The following is a 25,382-nucleotide window of genomic DNA, read 5'->3' as shown; positions in this document are numbered from 1 at the left end:
CGCTTGACAACAGGGACTCCCCAGCCGATCAACCACCTACGCCAACACCCTACATCTTGTGTTGACGCACCCCTTCGCCAGCTATATCGTGTGTCTCGTTGGTGTCCGGAGAGGCGCGACTGCCCGTCGGACTTAATAGGGAATACCGGTGTGAATCCGGAACTGCCCCGCAGCGGTAAGTGGAAACGATCCCGTTCAATGCACTGGTCCTTCGGGGACTGGGAAGCGACGGGTAGGCGGACCGCAAGGTCCACGTCCACGAGTCCGAAGACCTGCCAGCAATCGGTGCCCGAGAGGCCTCGATAGTGGTGACGGCTTCCGCGGGGAAGCACGTCGCGGACCGGAGCCCTTCAAAGGCGCTCCGTCCCCGACATTTCCCGTGTTTCGCCCCCATCGCATCGAGCCGACCCTCGGGACGGAGGTTTGACCAAGGCCATGGGGCTGCCAACACAATGACGACGATGGATTCCGCAGCGCGCGAGCGCACCGAGACGGCCGACGCGGCCGCCACTCCCTCCGCAGCAACCGACAAGGCGCCTGCCGCCGGTTACAAGAACGACGCCCCGCCGGCCTTCGCGCTGACGCCGCCGCACAATCCCGGCCAGATGCGCGTGACCAAGCGCAACGGCGGCCACGAAGTGGTCGACGTGAACAAGATCGTGCGCGCGGTGACGCGCAGCGCCGATGGCCTGTTTGCGGTCGATCCGATGCGCGTGGCGCTGAAGACGATCGGCGGCCTGTACGACGGTGCCACCACCCAGGAACTCGACCAGCTGTCGATCCGCACCTCGGCCGCGCTCACGGCCGAAGAGCCGGAATACGGCCAGCTCGCCGCGCGCCTGCTCGCCGCGTTCGTCGACAAGGAAGTGTCGGGCCAGGACATCCAGTCCTTCTCGCAGTCGATCTCGACCGGCTTCGACCTGGGCATCCTCAACGAGCGCCTCCGCGACTTCGTGCAGATCAACGCGCGCAAGCTCAACGATGCGATCGACACGACCGGTTCGCGTCGCTTCGAGTATTTCGGCCTGCGCACGGTGTACGACCGTTACCTGCTGCGTCACCCGACCAAGCGCTTCGTGATCGAAACGCCGCAGTACTTCTTCATGCGCATCGCCTGCGCGCTCGGCGGCAACGACGTGGCCGAGACGCTCGAGCTGTACCGCATGCTCTCGTCGCTGGAGTACCTGGCCAGCTCGCCGACCCTGTTCAACGCCGGCACCGCGCATGAGCAGCTGTCGTCGTGCTTCCTGCTCGACTCCCCGCAGGACGCGCTGGAATCCATCTACGCCAAGTATGGCGACGTGGCCCAGCTGTCGAAGTTCGCCGGCGGTATCGGTCTGGCGTACTCGCGCATCCGCTCGCGCGGTTCGCTGATCAAGGGCACCAACGGTCATTCCAACGGCCTCGTGCCCTGGCTGAAGACGCTCGACGCCTCGGTTGCCGCGGTGAACCAGGGCGGCAAGCGCAAGGGCGCGGCCTGCGTGTACCTGGAATCCTGGCACGCGGACATCGAGGAGTTCCTCGAGCTGCGCGAGAACACCGGCGACGACGCCCGCCGCACGCACAACCTCAACCTGGCCAACTGGGTCCCCGACCTGTTCATGCGCCGCGTGGAGATCGATGGCGACTGGTCGCTGTTCGACCCGAAGATCGTCCCGCACTTCGTCGACACCTGGGGCCCGACCTTCGACGCCGCCTATGAAAAGGCCGAAGCCGAAGGCCTCGCCTCGAAGTCGATCAAGGCCCGCGAGCTTTACGCCCGCATGCTGCGTTCGCTGGCCCAGACCGGCAACGGCTGGATGACCTTCAAGGATCGCTCCAACGCCACCAGCAACCAGACGGCGCTGCCGCAGAACGTCATCCACCTGTCCAACCTGTGCACCGAGATCCTCGAAGTGACCTCGGAAGGTGAGACGGCCGTGTGCAACCTCGGCTCGGTGAACCTCGCCCGCCACGTGGTGGACGGCCAGTTCGACTACGACAAGCTCGCCACCACCGTGCGCACTGCCGTGCGCCAGCTCAACCGCGTCATCGACCTCAACTTCTACCCGATCGCCACGGCGAAGACGGCGAACATGAAGTGGCGCCCGGTCGGTCTCGGCGTGATGGGCCTTCAGGACGTCTTCTTCAAGCTGCGCCTGCCGTTCGATTCGGAAGAAGCCCGCAAGCTGTCGACGCGTATCCAGGAAGAGATCTACTTCCACGCGCTGTCCATGTCCAACGAGATCGCCGAGCGCGACGGCCCGCTGCCGGGCTTCGAAGAAACCCGTTCGGCCAATGGTGAGATGCAGTTCGACTACTGGCCGGCCGCCACGCCGACCGATGCCGACGGCCGCTGGGCCGAGCTGCGCGAGAAGATCAAGGCCAAGGGCCTGCGCAACTCGCTGCTCATCGCCATCGCGCCGACGGCAACCATCGCCTCGATCGCCGGCTGCTACGAGTGCATCGAGCCGCAGGTGTCGAACCTGTTCAAGCGCGAAACACTGTCGGGCGACTTCCTGGTGGTCAACCGCTACCTGGTCGACGAGCTGAAGACGCTGGGCCTGTGGACCGGCGAAGTGCGTGACCAGATCAAGCTCGCCGAAGGTTCGGTCCAGGGCATCACGTCCATCCCGGCTCGGTTGCGCGAGGTATACCGCACCACGTGGGAACTGCCGCAGAAGGCGCTGATCGACCTCGCCGCCGCGCGCGGTGCGTACATCGACCAGAGCCAGTCGCTGAACCTCTTCATGGAGAACCCGAACATCGGCCAGCTCTCCTCCATGTACATGTACGCGTGGAAGTCGGGCGTCAAGACGACTTACTACCTGCGCTCGCGTCCGGCTACGCGTATTGCCAAGACCACGGTCAGCTCCCCGGCCGCCGTGCAGGCACCGATCGCCCCGGCCGCGGATGCCCAGGAACAGGCCGAAGCCGCGGTGTTCTGCTCGCTCGAGAACCCCGAGTACTGCGAAGCCTGCCAGTAACAGTAGAGAAATGTAGGAGCCGATTCATCGGCGATGGGGGTACCGGAAACCTGAGGGAGCCGGCTATTGCCGGCGATCCCGCGGCAGCGGGCCAGACCGACGCAAGCACCCATCGCCGCTGAAGCGGCTCCCACAAAAGCCGCTCATTCTTTCCAGAGGTACCCGATGTCCGCTGCACCGATCACCCGCGACTCCAACATCCTCGACCCCGGCTTCGAACTGACGCTGCGGCCGATGAAGTATCCGCAGTTCTACGAGATGTACCGCTCCGCCATCCGCAACACCTGGACGGTGGAAGAAGTGGACTTCTCGCTGGACACGTCGGACCTGAAGTCGAAGATGTCGGACGCGGATCGCCACTTGATCCATCGCCTCGTGGCTTTCTTCGCCACCGGCGACACGATCGTGTCGAACAACCTCGTGCTGAACCTTTACCAGCACATCAATTCGCCCGAAGCGCGCATGTACCTCTCGCGCCAGCTTTACGAGGAAGCGCTGCACGTGCAGTTCTACCTCACCCTGCTCGACACCTATATTCCGGAACCTTCGGAACGCAACAAGGCGTTCGCGGCGATCGAGAGCATCCCGTCGATCGCAGCGAAGGGCGAGTTCTGCTTCAAGTGGATCGACTCCATCCAGGGCCTCAACCGCCTGGACACCCGCGAACACCGCCGGCAGTTCCTGCTCAACCTGATCTGCTTCGCCGCGTGCATTGAAGGCCTGTTCTTCTTCGCCGCCTTCGCCTACGTGTACTACCTGCGTTCGCGCGGCCTGCTGCACGGCCTGGCTTCGGGCACCAACTGGGTGTTCCGTGATGAGTCCGGCCATATGGCCTTTGCCTTCGAAGTCGTACGCACCGTGCGCGAGCAGGAACCGGATCTGTTCGACGACGAGATGCGCATGCAGGTCGAAGCGATGCTCGAGGACGCCATTGCCTGCGAAACGCTGTTCGCCCAGGACGTGCTCTCCGGCGGCGTCGCCGGCCTGTCGGTCACCGACATGCGCCAGTACCTCGAGTACTGCGCCGACCAGCGCCTTGTGCAGCTGGACATGCCGAAGAAGTACGGCTCGAAGAACCCGTTCGACTTCATGGACCTGCAGGACGTCCAGGAGCTGACCAACTTCTTCGAACGCCGCGTTTCGTCCTACCAGGTCGGCGTTGAGGGCGAAGTGGCCTTCGACCAGTCGTTCTAAGAATCTGGAACCTGGCGGAAATGAACCTGTGGGAGCCGGCTATCTGCCGGCGATCCCGCGGTAGCGGGCCAGATAGAGGCAAGCACCATCGCCGCTGAAGCGGCTCCCACAGTAAAGCGGTTTTGAGGCAGCGGCTGTATCATTGCTGCACTGCAACAGGAACAGCCTCATGACCGACATCGCCCGCCCCATCGAGGCTCGCCTCCTCGAAATCGTCTTCCCCGACCACACCAATCACCTCGGCACGCTGTTCGGCGGCCAGGCGCTGGCGTGGATGGATAAGGCGGCCTTCCTTGCCGCCTCGCGCTACTCCCGCCAGATCGTCGTCACCGCCCGTTCGGAGCAGGTCGACTTCCACGTGCCGGTGCGCAAGGGACAGATGGTCGAACTGATCGCCACGGTCGTGTCGGTCGGCCGCACCTCGATGAAGATCGACGTGGCCATGTACACGGAAGACCTGCTCACCGGCGCCCGTGAGCTCTGCACCCGCGGCACGTTCACGATGATCGCGCTCGACGCCGAACATAAGCCGACCGCGGTCCAGCCGCTCCCCGCCTGACCCCGAACTCGTTGTGGGAGCCGATTCATCGGCGATCCCGCGGCCGCGGGCAAGGCGGCCGCAAGTACCCAATCGCCGCTGAAGCGGCTCCCACAGAAAGCTGCCCCAGAGACAGCAGCCTGCCCCTGTTGACTTCGAGTGCACTCGAAGGCGTACGCTCTTCGAATGCCTAATTCGATGACCATTGCCGAGGCCGCTCTCGCCACCGGCCTCACCACGCATACGCTGCGCTACTACGAGCAGATCGGCCTGATCGATCCGGTGCCAAGGCGCAGTGGCCAGCGCGTCTACGGCGAGGCCGAGATGCGTTTTATCCACTTCGTGCTCAAGCTGCGCGCCACCGGCATGCCGATGCGGGTGATCCAGGAATATGCCGAGCTGCGGCGCCAGGGCGAGACGCCCGAGAGCATCCGCCTGCGTGGCGACCTCCTGGCACGCCACGCCGCCAACCTGCGTGACGAGCTGGTCACGTTGACCGAGACCATCGCCCGGCTGGACGACAAGATCGCCCTGTACCGCTCGATGTACGTCGAAGACGGCGCCCCTTCCCCTGCCGAAACACCGACGCCTCCCGCGCCGGTGCCGGCCGCCCTCCCCTCGAAACGAAGGAGAAACGCATGAAGACCCGCCAACTCGGAACGCACGGCCCCCAGGTGTCGATGCTCGGCCTTGGCTGCATGGGCATGAGCGAGTTCTACGGCCCCACGGACGAGAAGGAATCCATCGCCACCCTCGAGCGTGCGCTGGAGCTCGGCATCACCTTCTGGGACACCTCCGACGCCTACGGCCCGCACACCAACGAGGAACTGCTCGGACGCACACTCGCCGGCCGGCGCGACCAGGTCTTCCTGGCCACGAAGTTCGGCATCGTGCGCGACCCGAACGACCCGAACAAACGCGGCATCAGCGGCCGCCCGGAATACGTGCGCGAGTCGGTCGAAGGCAGCCTTCGCCGGCTGAAAACCGATCACATCGACCTCTACTACCAGCATCGTGTCGATCAGACCGTGCCCATCGAGGAGACGGTCGGCGCCATGGCCCGACTCGTGGAAGAGGGCAAGGTGCGTCACCTGGGCCTGTCCGAAGCCTCGGCCGAATCCATCCGCAAGGCTGCCAGCGTCCATCCCATCGCCGCGCTGCAGAGCGAATACTCGCTGTGGACCCGCGATCCGGAGACCACCGGGACCCTGGCCGCCTGCCGCGAGCACGGCATCGCCCTGGTCGCCTATAGCCCACTGGGCCGTGGCTTCCTCACCGGCGCGATCACCCGGCCGGAAGACTTCGCCGAGGACGATTACCGCCGCTTGAACCCCCGGTTCGTCGGCGAGAATTTCCAGAAGAACGTCGCCATCGTCGACAAGGTGAAGAAATTCGCTGCCGACAAGGGCTGCACGCCGGGCCAGCTGGCCCTGGCCTGGGTACTGGCCAAGGGTGAGGACATCATTCCCATCCCGGGTACCCGGCGTCGGACTTACCTGGACGAGAACGCTGGCGCGGTGGACGTACCCCTGAGCACCGCGGAAGTGGCCGAGATTGACGCCATCTTCCCGCCGGACTCCGCCGTGGGCGACCGCTATGCGACGAACATGATGGGCTTCATCAACGCCTGATCCGTGAACGGCAGCCCCGTCCCCGGTTAACGGGGGTGGGGCTTCCCTCCCTATAATGGGCGGATGTCATCTCCCGATCATTCGCCGCTGGGCAAGGCCACCGTCTACGCCGACCGCTACGACGCCGGGCTGCTCTTCCCCATTCCCCGCCAGGGCAAGCGCGACGAGATCGGCGTATCCGCCGGTGCGTTGCCGTTCCACGGCGTCGACGTCTGGAACGGGTACGAGCTTTCCTGGCTGGACCTGCGCGGCAAGCCGGTGGTCGCCGTGGCGGAGTTCCGATTCCCGGCGACGACGCCGAATATCGTCGAATCCAAGTCCTTCAAGCTCTTCCTGAACAGCTTCGCCCAGGAACGCCTGGCCGATGCCGAAGCCGTGCGCGCGATCCTCGTCCGCGACCTGTCGGCGGCAGCCGGCGGGCCCTCCGAGGTGATCCTGCGCGCACCGGGCGAACTCGACGGCACGCCGATCGGCGAGCCCGATGGCGCGCTTCTGGACGCCCAGGAACTGGATTTCGACAGCTACGGCCCGCCGCGACCGGACTTCCTTCGCACCCACGAAGGCGATGCCCGCGAAGTGCTGGTATCGCACCTGCTGCGCTCGAACTGCCCGGTCACCGGCCAGCCCGACTGGGGCAGCGTGCAGATCGCTTACACGGGGGCGCCGATCGACCGTGCCGGCCTGCTGCGCTATCTGGTTTCGTTCCGCAGCCACACCGAGTTCCACGAGCAGTGCGTCGAGCGCATCTTCATGGATATCCGTGAGCGCTGCGCGCCCCGCGAGCTCGCCGTGTACGCGCGCTACACCCGTCGGGGCGGTCTCGATATCAATCCGTTCCGCAGCACGGACCCCGCCGCCGTACCCGACAATCCGCGTGGCGCACGCCAATAATGAATGCATCGTTCATGCGTTCTTCATTGGTCTTGCCTTTAGTTGTGTAGCCTGTAACCTGCCGCGGCCAAGGGGATAAGGCCCCTGCGCCTCGTCCCATTCGACTTTGATCAGCACTATCGGAATCCAGACATGAAGCTTTCCTTCCGTTCGTCCGCTCTCGCCACGGCCACCGTCGCCGGTCTGCTGGTCCTCACCGCCTGCGGCAAGAAGGAAGATCAGCAGAACGCCGCACCGGCTCCGTCTGCCACCGCACCGGCTGCACCGGCCGCCGCAGGCACTGCTCCGGCGGCTCCTGCTGCCACGACGACCGCCGCTGCTGCCCCGGCTGCCCAGCCTGCCGCCGCTCCGGCTGCCCCCGTCGCACCGGCCGCTGCCGACACGCTGAAGGTCGGTTCGGTGACGCTCGGCAACGCCGTTGGCGGCGACAAGAAGGTCGCCAAGGCCAAGAACGCCTTCGCCCCGTCGGACAAGACCATCTACGCATCGGTCGCTACCGACGGCACCTCCGCCGGCGCCACGCTGAACGCGAAGTGGACCTACCAGGACGGCGAGACGACCACCACGGTCAGCGACATCAGCCAGTCGATCAGCACGGATGGTCCGGCCGTCACCACGTTCAAGATCCAGAATCCGAACGAATGGCCGGAAGGCAAGTACAAGGTCACCATCTCGCTCAACGGCCAGGCCGTGGGCAACGAGGCATTCGACGTCAAGAAGAAGTAATTCACTTCTTCCTGCGCGTGCTTTGAAAAAGGGGGTGGCGCAAGCCACCCTCTTTTGTTTGGACCGGCTTCATTGGCCCGGCTTTTTTTGTGGGAGCCGCTTCAGCGGCGATTGGGTGCTTGCGTCAGACTGGCCCGCTGCTGCGGGATCGCCGATGAATCGGCTCCTACGCAGGGCGCATCTCTGCTCGCCTATTTTTTCAGTAGCGCGTTGAGTACGGGATAGCTGACGGCAGTTGGCTCCGCCTTGCCCATGAACTCGGCTGCCATCCGCGCCGTGTTTGCATAGGCCTCCAGGGACAACGCGATACCGGCGCTCAGGCGTCGCGCGCCAGCCGCGAAAAGCTCGTCCCGCGACGGCAATCCCGGCACCAGCATCACGTTGATTGGCGCCGGCGCGATGGCGTCGGCGAGACGGCGGATGTCGTCGGTCACCGAAACGCCCGGAACGAACATACCGTCCGTCCCGGCATCGATATAACGGCTCGCGCGACGGGTGACCTCTTCAATCGCTGCTTCCCCCGCTGCCAGGCCGCGCAGGTACACATCGGTGCGCGCGTTGATGTACAGGTCGCGACTGCCCAGCGTGGCGCGTATCGCCTTCAGCTTCGCGACGAGAAGGTCGGGCGACTTCGACCCGTCCTCGATATTGATGCCCGACACGCCAGCGTCCACGAGCGTCGCGACCAGCCGAGCCACCTCGTCGGGATCCTCCGAACAACCTTCCTCGATATCGACGGTCAGCGGAAGATCGACCACGCGCAGGATGCGGCGCACGGCGCCGACCATCTCGTCGGCGGGCAGCTGGTCGCCGTCTGGCCAGCCACACGACCACGCCACGCCGGCGCTCGTCGTGGCGATGGCCGGGGCGCCCGCGTGCTGTATCACCGCGGCGCTGGCGGGATCCCAGGCATTGGGCAGGACGAGCAGTTCGCTGCCGCGATGGAGGTCTCGAAGGCGTTGTGCAGTCATGGCGGGGCATCCTGTCGGGAGGTCCGCACACCTTCGCGCCTTGGCGGCGCCGCCGCAACTGGCGTCCTGCGTGTAGGAGATGCATAGGCCCGGTGAGAGAGGGGCTCACCCGTTGACGACACAGGCTTCAGGCCGGCGATGTTCGAATGGCGCCCATCCACCCCATTCCGCTTTTACCGCGCCACTAGAGGAGTCATCGACATGCTGCATTGGGCCGTAGTTTTCTTCGTCATCGCCATCATCGCGGCGGTCTTCGGCTTCACCGGCATTGCCGCCGGCGCCGCCAGCATTGCCAAGATCCTGTTCGTGGTCTTCCTCATCCTGTTCATCCTGTCGCTGCTGTTCGGCGGCCTGCGTCGCGGACCCAGGATATAAGCCACGCGCATACCGAGTAAGAGGGACAACGCCCCGGCCCCAGACCGGGGCGTTGTCTTATCTGGCCCGCTCTGGAGGATGAGTCATGCGCAAGCTCCTCTGTCTTATCTTCGCCCTCAGCCTCGCGGGCACGGCCTCCGCCGACTCGGCGCGAAGCAGCGCCGCCGATACCGACTTCGTCCGCAAGGCGAGCAGCGGCAACCTCACCGAGATCGCACTGGGCAAGCTCGCCGCCGACCAGGCATCGTCGGACGACGTGAAGAAGTACGCCGCGCGCATGGTGACCGATCACACGCAGGGTAACGAGCAACTCGGAAAGCTGGCAGGTAGCAAGGGCATCCAGATCGCGACAGCGCCCGACGTGGCGCAGCAACATGACATCGACCGTCTCAAGGGCCTCGACGGCGCGGCCTTCGATCGCGCTTATTCCGACGTGATGGTTCGCTCGCACAAGCTCACGGCGGGCCTCTACGAGCTCGAGGCGACGAAAGGCGAAGACACGGAGATACGCGCCTTCGCGCACGACACGTTGCCCGTCCTTCGCGAGCACGAGAAGCTGGCGGACTCGTTACCACCGTTCTGACCCGACCCGGGCTCGCCGCAGGCGGCGAATCGGCGGATCATGACGGGCCCGCCCTTCCCATCTTCCCGGACACGCCATGTCTCACGATGCCCTTGCCGCTCTCGATCGCCTTCCCCGCATCGCGCTTCTCGACAACGCCACGGCAATACATCGCCTTTCCCGTATCGAAGAACAACTCGGCCTGGCGCGGCGAGGCATCCGCTTGAGCATCAAACGCGACGATGTCATGGCGCTGGGCGGCGGCGGCAACAAGCTGCGCAAGCTGGAGTATCACCTTGGCTATGCGCGCGACATCGGCGCGGACACGGTGATCACGGTGGGCGGCGTCCAGTCCAACCATGCGCGATTGACGGCGGCGGCTGCCGCCCGTCATGGCTTTGCGTGCGAAATGCTGCTTGCTCGCATGGTTCCCAAGGAGGGAGATGACTATGAGAAGAACGGCAATGTGCTCCTCGATGAATTGTTTGGCGCCACGGTGACCCTGCTGCCGCGCGGTGAGAATGCGCTCGTCCACGCCAATGCGCGTGCCGAGGCGCTGCGGAACGAAGGGCATACGGTCGTCGTCCTGCCCACCGGGGGTTCTACGCCTCGCGGTGTGCTCGGCTATGCGCGCTGCGCGCGCGAGATCTCCCAGCAGGAAGACGAGCTCGGGCTACGCTTCGACCGTATCGTCGTTCCGAACGGAAGCTCCGGAACGCATGCGGGCCTGGTGGCAGGGTTCGCCGCCCTGGGTCGCGATCCGGCACGCGTATCCGCGTATTCCGTTCTCGGCGAGCGGGACGCCACCGCGGCGACGACGCTCGGCCTCGCGCGCGAGGGACTCGGACTGCTGGAGTCCACGGCCGACCTTGCCGCGAACGAGGTGCATGTCGATGGGTCCCAGCTTGGCGACGGCTACGGCGTGCCTACGCCAGCGATGAAGGAAGCCTTGCGTTTAATGGCCAGCGCCGAGGGCATCCTGCTCGATCCGGTGTATTCCGGGAAGGCGTTCGCCGGGTTGTTGCAGGACCTGCGCAGCGGGGTCGTGCGCGATGGGGAGCATGTTTTGTTTGTTGCTACCGGTGGGCAGCCGGGGCTTTATGCGTATCGCGAGGACCTGATGGGATGAAGCGATGCTCTGTGTCGGAGCCGCTTCAGCGGCGATACCTGGCGGTGTCGCCAGCACCCATCGCCGATGAATCGGCTCCCACATTCAGCGCGACCAGCCGGCCTTACGGCAACTCCACGCGCGCAACCAACCCACCACCCGCCCGATTCGCAAGCGTAAGCCGCCCGCCCACCGACAGCATCAACTGCGCCGCAATCGCCAATCCCAACCCGGTCCCACCCGTATCGCGGTTCCGCGACGTCTCCAGCCGATAGAACGGCTCCAGCACACGCGCCAGCTCGTCATCGGGAATACCCGGCCCGTTGTCGGCCACCTCGATACACAAGGCCCCGGCGGACGTGCGCGTCATGCCCACCTCCGCAGCACCCGCGTACTTCAACGCGTTGTCGATCAGGTTGCCAAGCACGCGACGCAGGGCCTGCGGCCGGACGATGGCGGTGCCGTCGACGCTGCCGGTGAGACTCACCGCTTTGCCTGTGTCCTGGTAGTCGAACACCAGGCTTTCGACGAAGGCCGCCGGGTCGATCTTGCGCGGCGTCTCCGTCGCGCCGTGCGCGCTGCGCGCATAAGCCACGCCCTCTCGCACCAGATGCTCCATCTCGTGGAGGTCCTGTAGCAGCTTGCCACGCTCCGGACACTCTTCGAGGCCCTCGGCGCGCAGGCGCATCCGTGTGATCGGTGTCTGCAGGTCGTGCGAGATCGCGGCCAGGATCTGCAGGCGTTCCTTCACGTAGAGGGCAATGCGATCCTGCATGGCGTTGAAGGCAACCGCCGCCTGTGCCACCTCGGTCGGACCGTCCTCGGACATCCGTGGTCCGTCGTTCGTGGGCGTGATGGATTCCGCGGCGCGCGCCAGACGCACCAAGGGGCGCGTCGCCAGACGGACAGCCACCCAGGTAATCACCAGAAGCACGACCATCTGCAGGATGAAGACGAAGGGAAGCCAGTCGGCGAGGGGCATCACCCGGGGGGTCACCTCGATGCTCAGGGGCTCTCCGTCATGCAGGGTGAGATGCACCTGGTAGCGTTCCGGGCCCATCGACACGGTGTTCGCCTTGACCGCAAACGATGGTCCGACTTCGCGCTGGATCAGATCGGTGACGACGCGCGCGCGATTCGAAATCGGATCGGCGCCGGCCTTGCCGGGCCCGAGGATATAGCGATAGTTATCGCGCTGGAGACGACTTATCCATGCCGGCCGTTCCACCGCCGGAAGACGGTCAAGGATCGCGACCGACGTACCGACGTCATGCTCGAGCGTATTGAGCATGACCGTCTTGGCGCTCTGGTAACGCTCGAAGAAGAGCAGCCCGAACGACATGCCATGCGCCAGCAGCAAACCGGCGAAGATGATCAGGTACAGGCGCGACGCGATGCTGCGCGGCATCCAGCGCCGGAGCGTCGCCTTCACGACGCTTCCCCGAGCACCGTGACCGGCATGGTGAAGACGTAGCCTTCGTTGCGGACCGTCTTGATGTACGCCTGTTCGCGCGCATCGTCGACGAGGCGCTGGCGAAGACGACTCACCATCAGGTCGATCGAGCGGTCGAACAACTCGGCGTCGCGACCCTGGGTGAGGTTGAGCAGCTGGTCCCGCGAAAGGATCCGCTGCGGGTGATCCAGGAATACCCGAAGCAAGCGGAACTCCGCCCCGCTCAACGACACGATCGTGCCTTCGTCGTCGAGCAGGTGGCGCGCGGTCGTGTCCAGGCGCCAGCGGCCGAAACCGAGCATGCCGCTGGCTTCGGTCACGCGCAGGTTCGGCGGCAGCATGCGCGTGCGGCGGATCACCGCGTTGATACGCGCCAGCAACTCGCGTGGCGAGAACGGTTTGACCACGTAGTCGTCGGCACCCATCTCCAGGCCGATGATCCGGTCGGTCTCGTCGTCCCGCGCGGTGAGCAAAAGCACCGGGATTGCCCGGTGTTTGCTTGCGCGCAGGTTACGGGTGAGCACCAGGCCATCGTCACCCGGCATCATGATGTCGAGCACGATGAGGTCGACGGCGGTGGTGTCGAGCAAGGCGTTCATCTCGCGACCATCTGCCGCCACGCTGGTGCGCAGCCCATTCTTCTGCAGGTATTGCGCGACACCGGTGCGAATCTCGCGGTCGTCATCGACAACGAGGATATGGTCGACATGGTCCATGCCAGGCTCCGGGTTACCAGGTGAAAGAAAGGGTCAGGTTCACGCCTTGCCGAGCAGCTGGCGGACGCGTGCTTCGGTTTCGTCGTAGTTTCCCTCGCCGTAGTGGCTGTAGACAATCTTGCCGTTCTGGTCGATCAGGTACAGCGCCGGCCAGAAGCGATTGCCATAGGCGTTCCAGGTGGCGTAGCTGTTGTCGACCGCGACCGGGTAGGTGATGCCTTGCTGCCTGATGGCCGAGGCGACACCCCCGAGGTCGTGCTCTTCGTCGTACTCCGGCGTATGGACGCCGACGACGACCAGGCCATCGTTGGCATAGCGCTGGTACAACGCCTCGGTGTGGGGAACCACGTGGACGCAGTTGATGCACTCGTGCGTCCAGAATTCCACCAGCGTGACCTTGCCGTGCAGGTCCTTCAGCGACAGCGGCTGGGAATTGAACCAGTGATCGATACCGGTGAATTCAGGCGCAGGCACGACGGCCGAGGCGGACGCGACATCGCCTGCGCGGTCACGTGCCCAGCCGGCAGGCCAGGAAGCAATGGCGGAGATACATAAGGCGGAGAAGACGAGGAGCAGGCGGGGAGAGGTCATGGCGAGTCATCTGTGCATTGAGGATGACTTATTGAAGCCCCGCCACGTATCCCGCGCGTGTCGCGCAACCGCCGTTTTGTAACCGAACGTAGCGGGGCGGTGGCGCCTGTTCCGGCCATGGAAACCTCGTGTGTAACCGAATGTATCCAGAGGCCCGCGCTACACATTTCGATGCCTTGGGGCGGAGGTGGCGACACACCCGGGATACGCCGCGGGCGTCTCCTAGTCGTCACCTCCAACCGAACGGGATACCACCATGTCACGCATCGAGAACGTCCTCTATACCGGCAAGACCCGTACCACCGGCGGCCGCGACGGCGAGTCGCGCAGCTTCGACGACCGCCTGGTGGTCAAGCTGTCACCCCCCGGCACAGCCGGCACCGGCACCAACCCGGAACAGCTGCTTGCCGCCGGTTGGTCCGCCTGCTTTATCGGTGCGATGGGTCTTGCCGCCCGTGCGCAGCACATCGCCCTGCCCAAGGACACCGAGGTGAACACCGAGGTCGATCTCGGTACCTCGGGTGAGGAGTACTTCCTGCAGGCCCGCCTCAACGTGAGCCTTCCCGGGCTTGACCGCGATGTCGCCCAGTCCCTGATCGACTCCGCGCACCGCACCTGCCCGTACTCGAAAGCGCTGCACGGGAACATCGACATCGTCACCACGCTCGCCTGACGGTGACGCCAGGGGCGGATTAGCCGTTTTGGGTATGTGAGCGACGGCCCGTCGGGCGTAGATTATTGCGAGCCACTGGAGATACGCATGTTTCGTCGGTCGTGGGTCGTTTGGGCGTCGCTGCTCGTTGCTGCAGCGGCACATGGCCAGGAAATGCACGACCACGGGATGCCCGAGAAGCTGGGGAAGGTGACGTTTTCCATCTCCTGCGACCCGAAGGTGCAGCAGCCCTTCGATCGCGCCGTCGCGCTGCTGCATTCCTTCGCCTACGGTCCCGCCACGCAGGCGTTCCGCGATATCGCCGCTGCCGATCCCCACTGCGCCATGGCGCATTGGGGCATAGCGATGACCTACTTCCACCCCGTGTGGGCGCCGGCGCTTCCACCGGACACCTTCGCCGCGGGCCAGAAGGAAATGCTCGAAGCAACCCGGCTGGGCGCAACGACACCTCGTGAGCAGCAATTCATTCACGCGCTTGGCGAGCTCTACAAGGTCGATGCCGGCCTCACGCCGGCACAGCGCACGCTCGCCTACGAGAAGGCCATGGCCGAACTGGCTCGAAGCAACCCGAACGATGTCGAAGCGCAGGTGTTCTATGCCGTCGCGCTCCTGTCGAACGCGGCGCCTTCGGACAAGACCCACGCCCGACAGAAGCAGGCCATCGATATCCTCGAGCCCCTGTTCCGGACGCATCCCGACCATCCCGGCATCGCCCATTACCTTATCCACGCCTGCGATAGCGCCGAGTTGGCGCAACGTGGGCTCCCTGCGGCCAGGAAGTACGCGTCCATCGCACCCTCGGCACCGCATGCGCTGCACATGCCATCGCACATCTTCACGCGTCTCGGCCTGTGGAACGACTCCATCCAGTCCAATCTCGCCTCCCAGGCATCCGCGCGCGCGCACGGCGACACGATGGGACAGCTGCACGCGATGGACTACCTGGTTTACGCCTATATGCAGACAGGTCGCGCGAAGGAAGCCAGTGCGGTCGTCGACGCGATGCGCACCATGCCCTCGCTAGACATGGAGGATTTCGGTATCGCTTATGCCGCTACCGCCATGCCCATCCGTGTCGCCGTGGAGCAGTCGCATTGGGCGGATGCCAGTGCGATCAAGGATGCTTCGGGAGCACCGCCCTCCGTCGTCGCCATCGCCGTATGGGCGAGGGGGCTGGGACTGGCGCGCACCGGGCATGCCGCGGAGGCGCGACAGGAAGCGAACCGCCTGTCACAGATAGCCACGCAGCTCAACGCGGCCGGCGACACCTATTGGTCGGTGCAGACGAGCGTGTTGGCGGACGAAGTCATGGCCTGGTCGGCGCAAGCCAGCGGCGAGCCGGCAAATGCGGTGAGGTTGCTCAGCGCTGCCGCAGACAAGGAGGACGCGCTGGAGAAGCGGCCGGTGACGCCGGGACCGATCCTTCCCGCGCGCGAACAACTTGGCGATCTCCTGCTACTGCAGAACCAACGAGCGGCCGCACTCGCAGCCTTCCGGACCACGCTCGCGCAGTCACCTGGCAGGGCAGGCGCGCTACGAGGCAAAGCCCTCGCCTCCCCTTAGGAGTGCCCGAACCACGCAGGCAGCGATCGCAAGATTTCGCGACCTATCCCGCGGAAAGCCGCACGAATGGCCGGCTCCTCCATGATGGCCATGCCAGAATGCCCTCAACGAATGCCGCGACCAGATATCCCATGACTTCCCCCCGCTCCGTCGTATTCGCCGCCCTGGCGATCTGCGCGACCTTTGCCCTGACCACGGCCACCGGCGCGCCCCAGACGGCAGCGACGGGCGCCCCCACACCGTCCCGGATCGCGCTGGCTCCTACCGACCAGCAAGCCGTCGCCGGAAAGGTCGCCACGCTATTCCTGACCCGGTTCCACTATCGGCCCCGGCCGCTGGACGCCGCGTTCTCGGCTGTCGTCTTCGACAAGCTGGTCGAGACGCTCGACCCCGAGCGCAGCTATTTCACCCAGGCCGACATCGCGCACTTCGCACCGCTCCGTCCCACGCTCGGCACAGCCATCGACCAGGGCGACCTGACGCCCGCCTTCGAGCCGGTGAATCTCTACCTCAACCGGATCGTGGAAGAGTCGCGCTACGCGCAGTCACTGTTGAAGGATGGCTTCGACTTCACGGCCCACGAATCCATCGCCACCGAGCGCAAGGCGCTGCCGTGGCCTGCATCGACAGACGAACTCCATGAGCTTTGGCGCGAGCGCGCCAAGGAAGACTGGCTCCGCCTGAAACTGGCCGGACAGGGTGACGACGCCATCCGCAAGACGCTCACCCATCGCTACACGAACCTCGCTTCCCGCATCGGGAAGACGAGCGCCGACGACGCGTTCCAGCTTTTCATGACGGCGTATGCCGAGTCGACCGATCCGCACACCGACTATTTCGCCGCCGAGGCCGCGACGGCATTCAACACCGAGATGTCGCTGTCGCTGGAAGGTATCGGCGCCTACCTGCGCGAGCACGACGAGTACACGCAGGTCACCGAACTGATCGCAGGCAGCCCCGCGGCAAAGTCCGGGAAGATTCATGTCGGCGATCGCATCACCGGGGTCGGCCAGGGCAGCGCCGGTCCCTTGACCGACGTGATCGGCTGGCGGTCGGATGACGTGATCGCACTGATCAAGGGCAAGAGCGGCACGACGGTCCGTGTCGAGCTGCTACCCGACGAAAGCAAGGGCGATGTCGCTCCACACGTCGTCACACTGACCCGCCGCCATATCAGCATCGAAGACGAAGCCGCGAAGCAGACCGTGCTCCAGGTCGGCGGCCCAAACCATGCGCACAAGCTGGGCATCATCACCGTGCCCTCGTTCTATGAAGACTTCGACGCCCGTCGCGCAGGCGACGCGAACTATCGCAGCGTGACGCGCGACGTCTCGCGCATGCTCGGCGAACTGAAGAAGCAGAACGTCGACGGCGTGGTCATCGACCTCCGCGACAACGGCGGCGGCTCGTTGACCGAGGCCTCGGACATGGTCGGCCTGTTCACGGGCGCGGGACCTGTCGTGCAGGTGCGCAGCGCGGATGGCAAGGTCGATGTGCAGGGCGCCACGAATGCTGCGCCGACCTGGACGGGTGCGCTCGGTGTGCTGGTGAACCATGGCTCGGCATCGGCTTCGGAGATCTTCGCCGCAGCGATCCAGGATCGCGGTCGTGGCGTCATCCTTGGCCAGCGCACCTTCGGCAAGGGCACGGTGCAGAACCTGCTCGACCTGGACGAAGCCGTCGAAGAGCAGCACGAGGGCAAGCTCGGCGAACTGAAGATGACGATCGCCCAGTTCTATCGCATCAACGGCGACAGCACGCAGCTGCTCGGCGTGACACCGGACATCGCCTTCCCGGCGACGGAAGACGAGAAGGACTTCGGCGAGTCGACCTATAAGAACGCATTGCCGGCGTCATCCATCGCTGCCGTGCCGCATACGCACGACGCCATCCTCGGGCCGCTCGTGCCGAAGCTCGACAGCGCGCACGCCGCGCGCGTGCAACATGCGGCGCGGTGGCAGCTGACCATCGACGAGCTTGCCGCTTTCCAGGCCACGGCAGCCCGCACCACCGTTTCGTTGAACCTCGATGAGCGCAAAGCCACCCGCGAGGCCGACCTGAAAGCCTCCGCGGACTTCCGTGCGCGTCGCAACGCGCTGAACCTGGCCGATGGCCTCCCGGCCGACGACGATGCCTCACCCCAGGGCGACGACGGTCTCGACCCGGAAGAGCGCAGCGTGGCGCAGGACAAGCGCCCGGAGCCCACCAAACCGTCGAAAGATCCGTATGTGCAGGAGGCCGCGCAAATCATCGCCGACGAAGCGGCGATGACGATGACGGTAGCTCCCACCCCGAAGGCGGGGTAATCTCACGGGACAGGGATAGGTTTCACATGCTGCGAACGCAAGGAGCACTCCATGAAGCATCGCGCATCCCGCGCCTTCATTCGTCGACTGGCTATCGCCGTCGTCGTGCTGTTCAGTCCTGGCCAGGCGGCCCTCGCCCAGGAAGGCTTTACGCTGGGCCCGGCGGTGACCGAAGCCTACCGGCAGATGACGTCGTCGCACAGGCTCACGTACATCGCCCTCAGGCTCAACGACGCCCAGTCAACGATGGTCATGGACAGCACGTCCGAGTCGGACATAACGGCAACTCCCGCGGCATTCGACCTTTTCGTCAGGACATTTCCCACGCGTGATTGCAGGTCGTACGTCGTGGACTTCCAGTTCACGGACAGGAACGGCGATCCGGAGTCGAAGGTCGTCTTGATAAGCTGGCTCCCAGATGGCGCCGACATGCGGTCCAAGCTCGTGCTGGGTTTACGCAATGAGGACCTCCGCCGGCAGCTGCCTGGGATTTCCGCCTATGTCGAAGCGACGACCGCGGATGAAGCCTCCTACGACACCGTGCTTCGTCAGATCGACCACCCTCGTCGCGGAACACCTACGGCACCGCCATAATGCGCACAGCGGGCGCCCAGCTGTAGTCGTGCACGTGCTCGACCTCCACCACCTGAAAACCGCTCGCGAGAAGCTCGTCGACCCACGCGGCGGCCGGCTGCTCCCAGTTCGAGGGGCTTTGCGCACGAAGCTGGCCGAGCAGCATGGGAGCGAGAAAGCCGGAGGCCACCAACTCCGCATGTTCGCCCTGCTCGGTGGCAGCGAGTTCGTATCGCCTCGCCAGTGATTCATACAGGTCGATGCTCCCCTCCGCGAACATCGGGATATCGAACTCGACGATAACCAAACGGTCCACGTGGGACGCCAGTTGAGTGAGTGCCGGCATCCGTGCATGCGGCGGGATCGACTGGAGCGCGAAGGTCGACTGCGCAAGCTCCCAACGATCGTCCGCTCCCAGGTTCTCGGCGAACGCCTCAAAGCCTTGGTGGTATCCCGCATGTAGCGGAAGTCGCGCGGCGAGTTTCGTGAACATCGTTTCGTTCGGCTCGACGACGTCGACCTCCCGCGGGCGATGGGAAGCGGCAGCGAGCGCGGGAACCAACGCCAATCCGTCACCCGTACCGATGTCGATCATGCGCGCCGGTCGATACCGATCGTAGACCCGGGCAAGCATGTCGCTCATAGCGCTGTAGAGCGCGATGTTACCGCCACCGCGAATGAACGCTTCAAACGCCCGCGGGGCGTCGTAGGCGTTGGCGTCCTGCCTTTCCGCCAGGGATAGGAGCAGCGCGCGTGCCATGAACGATCTCTGCCGGGTAGCTGTCAATGCGACCATGGCATCGTCTTCCCTGCCCTTGGCCAGCGCAGCCAACGCCAGGCCAAGGCCACGGGCATGCGTCACGTCCACCGCCTTCGCGTTGCCACTCATTCGTCCTCGCTCCCGCATGGCGTCGAACGCCGGATGGATGCCTCGATGAAGGACATGATCGAGTTCACCGCCGGGCTTATCAAGCGACCGCCCGTGGGGACGGCCCAGATCTCGTCCGTCGGCAGGCTCCAGCCCGCCAGGACGGGGCGAAGCGAACCATTGGCGAGTTCGGAGGCGACGTCCCATTCCGACATAACGGCGACGCCGGCCTGGGCGAGGAGCGCATCGCGCATGCCTTCGCGTGAATCGACGCGAAGCCGACCCTTCAATTCGACATGCTGCACATCGTGGCCACGGTGGAATGACCAGGTGTTCGACGCTTTGTCGGCCGACCAGATGACTACCCTATGCATCGCGAGTTCATCCGGTGTATGCGGCTCGCCGTGACTGGCGAAATAGGTAGGCGAGCCGACGACAAGCCGGCGGCCCAGACCGATCCGGCGACTTCCCGGAATCTTCCGCCCTGGCTCACCGTGGCGCAGGCAGAGATCGATCCTCGCCTCCGCCACATCGTGGAGCGCGTCATCCATGACGACCTCCACCTCCAGTCCCGGGTTGTGATCGAGGAACCGCGGCAACTCGGAGACCACGTGTCGGCGGGCAAACCCCGGCGGAGCCGACACCCTGAGCTTGCCTGTGAGTTGCTGCGCCTCGGCTCGCACGGCGCACAGTGCGTCCTCGAGTTGGGCCAGCGCGTGCTTGGCGTGCCCGTGCAAGCGACGGCCCGCGTCGGTGGTGCTCATACTGCGGGTCGATCGATGCAACAGGCGGACGCCAAGTTCCGCCTCGAGCCGCGCCATCGCTTTGGATGCGCCGGACTGACTGATGCCCAGTTGCCTGGCCGCCGCCGTGAACGATCCGGTATCGACGATGCGAATGAAGGTCTCCAACGCAGTAAAACGTTCCATGTCGTCGCTCCTCAGCGTGTCGCGACCGGCGTGACGGCCGGAGCCGGGTTCGCCGTGTCGTCCCAGCCACCGCCCAGGGCGCGGATAAGATTGACAGTGGCGATGGCCTGCAACCCCTCCAGCTGCACCGCGTCGCGACGTGTGCCCAGCACGGTCCGCTGCGCATCGAGAACATCCAGGTAGTTGGTCTGACCCTCGGTGTATTGCGCCCGAAGCAGCGACGCCGCCTTCGTGGACGACGCGACGGCGTCATCCTGAGTCCGGGTCTGTTCCTCGAGGATTCTCAAGGTAGCGAGGTTGTCCTCCACTTCCCGAAACGCGAGGAGCACCTGCTGCTGGTACGTCGCCGCCTGTTCCTCATAGGTCGCTTTCGCATTGGCGAGATCGCCCTTGCGCTTGCCGCCGTCGAACAGCGGAAGGCTCAGCGCAGTACCGGTCAGCGGACCAAGCAGGAACGATCGGCTACTCCACTTGAACAGATTGCCGAAGGATGACGATTCGGAACCGCCCGTGCCGGTGAGCGATAGGGATGGGAAGAATGCGGATTTTGCCACACCGATCCGCGCGTTCGCGGCAGCCATCGCGCGCTCGGCCGCGGCGATATCCGGCCGGCGTTCCAGAAGCGACGACGGCAGGCCGGCCGGAATGCGCAGGTTCACCGACACCAACGGACTGGCTGGCATGGTGAACTCGGCCGGTGTCTTGCCGAGCAATACGGCGAGGCTGTGCTCCGATGCGGCACGCAGGCGCTGCGCCGTCATCGCCGCCGAGCGTGCGGTCGACAGGTCGGACTCGGCGCGCAGCACATCCACCTCGGAGATGTACCCCTCGGCGAAGCGACTCTTCAGTAGCTTCAGGCTGTCCTCGCGCAAGGCGACCGCATTCGCATAGATCTCGCCTTCGGCATCCAGCTCACGCAATGCGAAATAGTTCTGTGCGACATCCGCCTGCAACGCGAGCTGCACCGAACGGAACAGCGCCTCGCTGCGCTGCGTATCAGCCCTGGCGGCGTCCACGCTGGAGGCCACGCGGCCGAACAGGTCGACCTCGTAGGAGACATCGGCCTGGGCGCGATATACCGTCGACGGCTGGACGCGTGAGCCATCGGCGAGGCCCTGCGAGGCCGCCGACGGTTGTTGCCGGGTGGCACCCAGCCCCGCATCGACCGTAGGGAAGTAGGCGGAACGGGCGACCTGGTTGAGCGCGCGTGCCTCCTTCACGCGCGCCGCGGCGGCCTTGAGATCCTGATTGGCCTCAAGTGCCTGGCGCTCGAGCTTGTCCAGTACCGCGTCGTTGAAGATCTTCCACCATTCACCGCGCGCCGCCTCTTCCGACGGCATCGCCGCCTTCCATGTGCTGCCGTCGAGCGCCGTGGCCGTTTCCTGCGACCACGAGGGCGAGGCTTCCTTGAAGGCCACATCCGCAGGCGCAGACGGCGCGTGATAAGCGGGAGCCAGCGAGCATGCGGCGAGAATCAGGGTGGCGGCCACCGCGGTGGCGCCCTTGAACAGACGACCCATGAAAACGGCTTTCATGACGTACTCCTCAATGTTTCGACGCAGCGTCGAGCTGCATGTGGGTATGGGTACCGTGCTTGTCGACCAGCGGCTTGCTCCCAGCAAGCTTGCGCAACAGCACGTAGAAGACGGGCGTGAGCATCAGACCGAACAGGGTGACGCCGAGCATGCCGAAGAACACCGCGATGCCCATAGCGTGACGCATCTCCGCACCAGCACCGGTCGATGTCACCAGGGGGATAACACCCATGATGAAAGCGAACGACGTCATCAGGATCGGGCGAAGGCGCAGCCGGCTGGCTTCGATCGCCGCTTCGACGATGCCTCGGCCATCCATCTCCAGCTCGCGAGCGAACTCAACGATGAGGATCGCGTTCTTTGCCGAGAGACCGACGAGAACCATCAGCCCGATCTGGGTGAAGATGTTGTTGTCGCCGCCGGTGAGCCAGACACCGAAAAGGGCCGACAGGATGCTCATGGGAACGATCAGCAGGATCGCCAGCGGCAGGGTGAGGCTTTCATACATCGCGGCCAGGACCAGGAACACGAGCAGGATGCTGATCGGGAAGACCCACATGGCCGAGTTGCCGGCGATGATCTGCTGGTAGGTCAGGTCGGTCCATTCGAAACGTATGCCGCGCGGTAGCGTCTCGGCAGCGATCCGCTCGATGGCAGCCTGGGCCTGACCGGACGAATACCCCGGCGCAGGACCACCGTTGATGTCCGCCGCCGTGAAGCCGTTGTAACGCACCACGGTATCCGGACCATAGGTGGGATTCACCGTGACCAGCGACGACAGCGGAATCATCTGGCCATTCGCATTGCGCGTCCTGAGCTGACCGATGGCATCCGCATTCATGCGGAAGGGCGCGTCGGCTTGCGCACGAACCTGGTAGACGCGACCGAACTGGTTGAAGTCGTTGACGTAAAGCGAGCCAAGATAGATCTGCATCGTGTCGAAGACGTCCGTCACGGACACGTCGAGCTGCTTTGCCTTCACGCGATCGAGTTTGACGTCGAGCTGCGGAACGTTGATCTGATAGCTACTGAACATGGGGCCTAGCTCGGGCGCCTGCGACGCCTTCTTCATGAAGGCCTGGACGGCATCGTTCAGTGCCTCGTAGCCGAGGGCGCCACGGTCCTCGATCTGCAGCTTGAAGCCACCCAGCGCGCCCAAGCCAGAGACCGGCGGCGGTGGGAAGGTCGCGATCTGCGCACCCTTGATCCTCGCGTACTTCGCATTGAGCGATGCGGCGATCTTGTCGGCCGAGAGAGCGTCGCCGCGCTCCTTCGACGGCGCGAGGACCGGAAACACCAGGCCGGCGGATGACGAGTTGGCAAAGCCAGCCACCGACAGGCCGGGGAATGACGGGACAGCCACCACGCCGGGTTCCTTCAGCGCAATGGCAGTCATCTGTTCGATGACTTCATCGGTGCGCTCCAGCGAGGAGCCCGCGGGCAGCTGGGCAATGCTCACCAGATAGTCCTTGTCCTGTGCCGGCACGAAGCCACCCGGCACGGTCTTGCCCAGCACACCGGCGGCGGCGAGCAATACCAGGTAGACGCCGACCATGAGGGCTTTGCGGCCCACCGCGCGACCCACGCCCTTGCCGTAGGCCTCCGAGCCGCGGTTGAAGAGCCTGTTGAACCCGGCGAAGAAGCGACCGAAGACGCGATCCATGCCGCGGGTCAGCCAGTCTTTGGGAGCGTCGTGTCCCTTGAGGAGGATGGCGGCAAGTGCCGGCGACAGGGTCAGCGAGTTGAAGGCCGAGATCACCGTCGAGATGGCGATCGTCATGGCGAACTGCTGGTAGAACTGACCGGTAAGGCCCGACATGAAGGCGAGTGGCACGAACACGGCGACGAGGGTCAGGGCGATGGCGACGATCGGGCCGCTCACCTCGCGCATGGCCTGGTAGGTCGCCTCCCGTGGACTCAGTCCGGCGGCGATGTTTCGTTCGACGTTTTCGACGACCACGATTGCGTCATCGACGACGATACCGATGGCGAGCACCATGCCAAACAGCGACAGGGCGTTAATGGTGTAGCCGAAGGCAAGCATCAGCGAGAACGTACCGACGATGGAAACCGGCACGGCGAGCAACGGGATGAGCGATGCGCGCCAGGTTTGCAGGAAGACGATCACCACCAGCACCACGAGGATGATGGCCTCGAAAAGCGTGTGGATAACCGCATCGATGCTCTCACGCACGAATTGCGTGGGGTCGTACTTCACCGCGTAATCCACGCCTTCCGGCATGTCCTTCTTAATGTCCGCCATGGCGGCGCGGACATCGTCGGAGATCTTCAGGGAGTTTGCGCCGGGCTGCTGGAAGATGATCAGCTGCACGGCTTCCTTGTTATCCAGGCGGGCACGCAGGGCGAACTCCGAGGATTCCAGGGAAACGCGGGCGACGTCGGAGAGATGGGTAATTCCACCGTCCGCGTTCTTCTTGACGATGATGTCGCGGAACTGCTCCTCCGTCTTCAGCCGGCCCTGCGCGTTGACCGAGAGCTGGAGCGGCACGTCCTTCGACATCGGCGCGCCACCGACGATGCCCGCCGCGACCTGCACGTTCTGCTCGCGGATGGCAGCGACCACGTCGGACGCGGTCATGTTCTTCTCGGCAACCTTCTGCGGGTCAAGCCACACGCGCATGGCATAGTCGCCTGCGCCCCACATGACCACCTCGCCGACGCCGGGCACGCGTGCGAGGCGGTCCTTGACGTTGATCAGCGCGTAATTGCGCAGGTAGGTGAGGTCGTACTTTCCACTCGGCGACGTGACGCTCACGCCCATGGTCAGCGTGGGCGACGATTTCACCGTTGTCACGCCAAGGCGCTGGACATCCTCGGGCAGGCGGGGCAATGCCTGAGCCACGCGGTTCTGCACCAGCTGCGCGGCCTTATCAGGGTCCGTGCCCAGCTTGAAGGTCACCGTGGTCGCGGTGTTGCCGTCGGCGTTGGCCTGCGACTGCATGTACAGCATGTCTTCCACGCCGTTGATCTGTTCCTCGATCGGCGCGGAGACGGTCTCGGCGATGACCTTGGGGTTCGCCCCCGGGTACTGCGCGCGAACGACGACGGAGGGTGGTGCGACTTCGGGGTATTCCGCTGTCGGAAGCTTGGTGAGCGAGATGACACCTGCGAGCAGGATCACCGCACTCAGCACGCCTGCGAAGATCGGCCGGTCGATAAAGAATTTGGAGATGTTCATGGGATAGGCTCCGG

At 64.8% G+C, this 25,382-nt stretch carries 22 protein-coding genes and 1 riboswitch; of the genes, 14 read left to right on the top strand and 8 right to left on the bottom strand.

All coding sequences use genetic code 11. The annotated features are described in order from the left end of the window. Window positions 1-82: 82 nt before the first annotated feature. A riboswitch (cobalamin riboswitch) is annotated at window positions 83-295 on the top strand. A 157-nt stretch (window positions 296-452) separates the two neighbouring features. The 7 genes from HB634_RS15575 to HB634_RS15545 all read left to right on the top strand — a co-directional run bounded on the left by HB634_RS15575 (window position 453) and on the right by HB634_RS15545 (window position 7,946). After that, window positions 453-2,966: a ribonucleoside-diphosphate reductase subunit alpha gene (locus HB634_RS15575; protein ID WP_213949207.1), complete on the top strand. Its 2,514-nt coding sequence runs from the start codon at window positions 453-455 to the stop codon at window positions 2,964-2,966. A gap of 165 nt (window positions 2,967-3,131) precedes the next feature. After that, window positions 3,132-4,160 carry a ribonucleotide-diphosphate reductase subunit beta gene (locus HB634_RS15570; RefSeq protein WP_159896226.1) on the top strand — a complete coding sequence of 343 codons (1,029 nt, stop codon included), beginning with the start codon at window positions 3,132-3,134 and terminating at the stop codon, window positions 4,158-4,160. A gap of 169 nt (window positions 4,161-4,329) precedes the next feature. Then, on the top strand, window positions 4,330-4,719 hold the full coding sequence (locus tag HB634_RS15565) for an acyl-CoA thioesterase (RefSeq protein ID WP_213949206.1): 390 nt from the start codon (window positions 4,330-4,332) through the stop codon (window positions 4,717-4,719). 177 nt (window positions 4,720-4,896) lie between these two features. Next, entirely contained in the window at window positions 4,897-5,340 is a 444-nt protein-coding gene (locus tag HB634_RS15560; RefSeq protein ID WP_213949205.1) for a MerR family transcriptional regulator, read from the top strand. Continuing rightward, the gene (locus HB634_RS15555; protein WP_213949204.1) at window positions 5,337-6,329 is read left to right on the top strand and encodes an aldo/keto reductase; all 993 of its coding nucleotides are present in this window, start codon (window positions 5,337-5,339) and stop codon (window positions 6,327-6,329) included. Before HB634_RS15560 ends, HB634_RS15555 begins: the two co-directional genes overlap by 4 nt. A 63-nt stretch (window positions 6,330-6,392) precedes the next feature. After that, complete coding sequence (queF, locus tag HB634_RS15550) at window positions 6,393-7,220, top strand: NADPH-dependent 7-cyano-7-deazaguanine reductase QueF (protein ID WP_213949203.1); 828 nt, start codon at window positions 6,393-6,395, stop codon at window positions 7,218-7,220. 132 nt (window positions 7,221-7,352) lie between these two features. After that, window positions 7,353-7,946 carry a hypothetical protein gene (locus tag HB634_RS15545; RefSeq protein WP_213949202.1) on the top strand — a complete coding sequence of 198 codons (594 nt, stop codon included), beginning with the start codon at window positions 7,353-7,355 and terminating at the stop codon, window positions 7,944-7,946. 191 nt (window positions 7,947-8,137) lie between these two features. Here HB634_RS15545 and HB634_RS15540 read toward each other — a convergent pair whose 3' ends face one another. After that, on the bottom strand, window positions 8,138-8,917 hold the full coding sequence (locus HB634_RS15540) for an isocitrate lyase/phosphoenolpyruvate mutase family protein (protein WP_213949201.1): 780 nt from the start codon (window positions 8,915-8,917) through the stop codon (window positions 8,138-8,140). A gap of 201 nt (window positions 8,918-9,118) precedes the next feature. On the opposite strand from HB634_RS15540, the gene HB634_RS15535 reads away from it, so the two are divergent. From HB634_RS15535 to HB634_RS15525, 3 genes are all read left to right on the top strand, one after another. Beyond that, the gene (locus tag HB634_RS15535; RefSeq protein WP_046968321.1) at window positions 9,119-9,292 is read left to right on the top strand and encodes a DUF1328 family protein; all 174 of its coding nucleotides are present in this window, start codon (window positions 9,119-9,121) and stop codon (window positions 9,290-9,292) included. A gap of 85 nt (window positions 9,293-9,377) precedes the next feature. Further along, window positions 9,378-9,875, top strand: a complete 498-nt coding sequence (locus tag HB634_RS15530) for a DUF4142 domain-containing protein (RefSeq protein WP_213949200.1) — start codon at window positions 9,378-9,380, stop codon at window positions 9,873-9,875. Window positions 9,876-9,951: 76 nt separating this feature from the next. After that, the gene (locus tag HB634_RS15525) at window positions 9,952-10,983 is read left to right on the top strand and encodes a D-cysteine desulfhydrase family protein (protein ID WP_213949198.1); all 1,032 of its coding nucleotides are present in this window, start codon (window positions 9,952-9,954) and stop codon (window positions 10,981-10,983) included. Between the two features lie 103 nt (window positions 10,984-11,086). On the opposite strand, the gene HB634_RS15520 is transcribed toward HB634_RS15525, so the two are convergent. From HB634_RS15520 to HB634_RS15510, 3 genes are read right to left on the bottom strand one after another with little or no spacing between them, the layout of a single operon-like run. Further along, window positions 11,087-12,394: a HAMP domain-containing sensor histidine kinase gene (locus HB634_RS15520; RefSeq protein WP_345777505.1), complete on the bottom strand. Its 1,308-nt coding sequence runs from the start codon at window positions 12,392-12,394 to the stop codon at window positions 11,087-11,089. Further along, window positions 12,391-13,131 carry a response regulator gene (locus HB634_RS15515; RefSeq protein WP_213949197.1) on the bottom strand — a complete coding sequence of 247 codons (741 nt, stop codon included), beginning with the start codon at window positions 13,129-13,131 and terminating at the stop codon, window positions 12,391-12,393. The genes HB634_RS15520 and HB634_RS15515 overlap by 4 nt, the downstream gene beginning before the upstream one ends. 39 nt (window positions 13,132-13,170) lie before the next feature. Next, on the bottom strand, window positions 13,171-13,722 hold the full coding sequence (locus tag HB634_RS15510) for a redoxin family protein (protein WP_213949196.1): 552 nt from the start codon (window positions 13,720-13,722) through the stop codon (window positions 13,171-13,173). A gap of 256 nt (window positions 13,723-13,978) precedes the next feature. Here HB634_RS15510 and HB634_RS15505 point away from each other — a divergent pair, with 256 nt between their 5' ends. From HB634_RS15505 to HB634_RS15490, 4 genes are all read left to right on the top strand, one after another. Then, the gene (locus tag HB634_RS15505; RefSeq protein ID WP_213949195.1) at window positions 13,979-14,395 is read left to right on the top strand and encodes an organic hydroperoxide resistance protein; all 417 of its coding nucleotides are present in this window, start codon (window positions 13,979-13,981) and stop codon (window positions 14,393-14,395) included. An 87-nt stretch (window positions 14,396-14,482) separates the two neighbouring features. Further along, window positions 14,483-15,958, top strand: coding sequence for a hypothetical protein (locus tag HB634_RS15500; protein ID WP_213949194.1), 1,476 nt, complete (start codon window positions 14,483-14,485; stop codon window positions 15,956-15,958). Window positions 15,959-16,089: 131 nt separating this feature from the next. Then, complete coding sequence (locus tag HB634_RS15495; protein WP_213949193.1) at window positions 16,090-18,264, top strand: carboxy terminal-processing peptidase; 2,175 nt, start codon at window positions 16,090-16,092, stop codon at window positions 18,262-18,264. Window positions 18,265-18,315: 51 nt separating this feature from the next. After that, window positions 18,316-18,858 (top strand): hypothetical protein, encoded by a 543-nt coding sequence (locus HB634_RS15490; protein ID WP_213949192.1) that lies wholly within the window; start codon window positions 18,316-18,318, stop codon window positions 18,856-18,858. Here HB634_RS15490 and HB634_RS15485 read toward each other — a convergent pair. From HB634_RS15485 to HB634_RS15470, 4 genes are read right to left on the bottom strand one after another with little or no spacing between them, the layout of a single operon-like run. Further along, window positions 18,842-19,726 (bottom strand): hypothetical protein, encoded by an 885-nt coding sequence (locus tag HB634_RS15485; RefSeq protein ID WP_063570877.1) that lies wholly within the window; start codon window positions 19,724-19,726, stop codon window positions 18,842-18,844. The genes HB634_RS15490 and HB634_RS15485 overlap by 17 nt on opposite strands. Beyond that, a complete protein-coding gene (locus tag HB634_RS15480) occupies window positions 19,723-20,634 on the bottom strand; it encodes a LysR family transcriptional regulator (RefSeq protein WP_213949191.1) in 912 nt (303 codons plus the stop codon). The genes HB634_RS15485 and HB634_RS15480 overlap by 4 nt, the downstream gene beginning before the upstream one ends. Before the next feature lie 11 nt (window positions 20,635-20,645). Further along, a complete protein-coding gene (locus HB634_RS15475; RefSeq protein ID WP_255548633.1) occupies window positions 20,646-22,169 on the bottom strand; it encodes an efflux transporter outer membrane subunit in 1,524 nt (507 codons plus the stop codon). 10 nt (window positions 22,170-22,179) lie between these two features. Then, window positions 22,180-25,368: an efflux RND transporter permease subunit gene (locus HB634_RS15470; protein WP_063570874.1), complete on the bottom strand. Its 3,189-nt coding sequence runs from the start codon at window positions 25,366-25,368 to the stop codon at window positions 22,180-22,182. Between the last annotated feature and the right edge of the window lie 14 nt (window positions 25,369-25,382).

The organism is Luteibacter sp. dw_328 (genome assembly GCF_018449605.1).
In the GTDB taxonomy this organism is placed as follows: domain Bacteria; phylum Pseudomonadota; class Gammaproteobacteria; order Xanthomonadales; family Rhodanobacteraceae; genus Luteibacter.
Note: the sequence above shows the minus strand (reverse complement) of the source record. Positions and strands in the feature narration are given on the sequence as shown.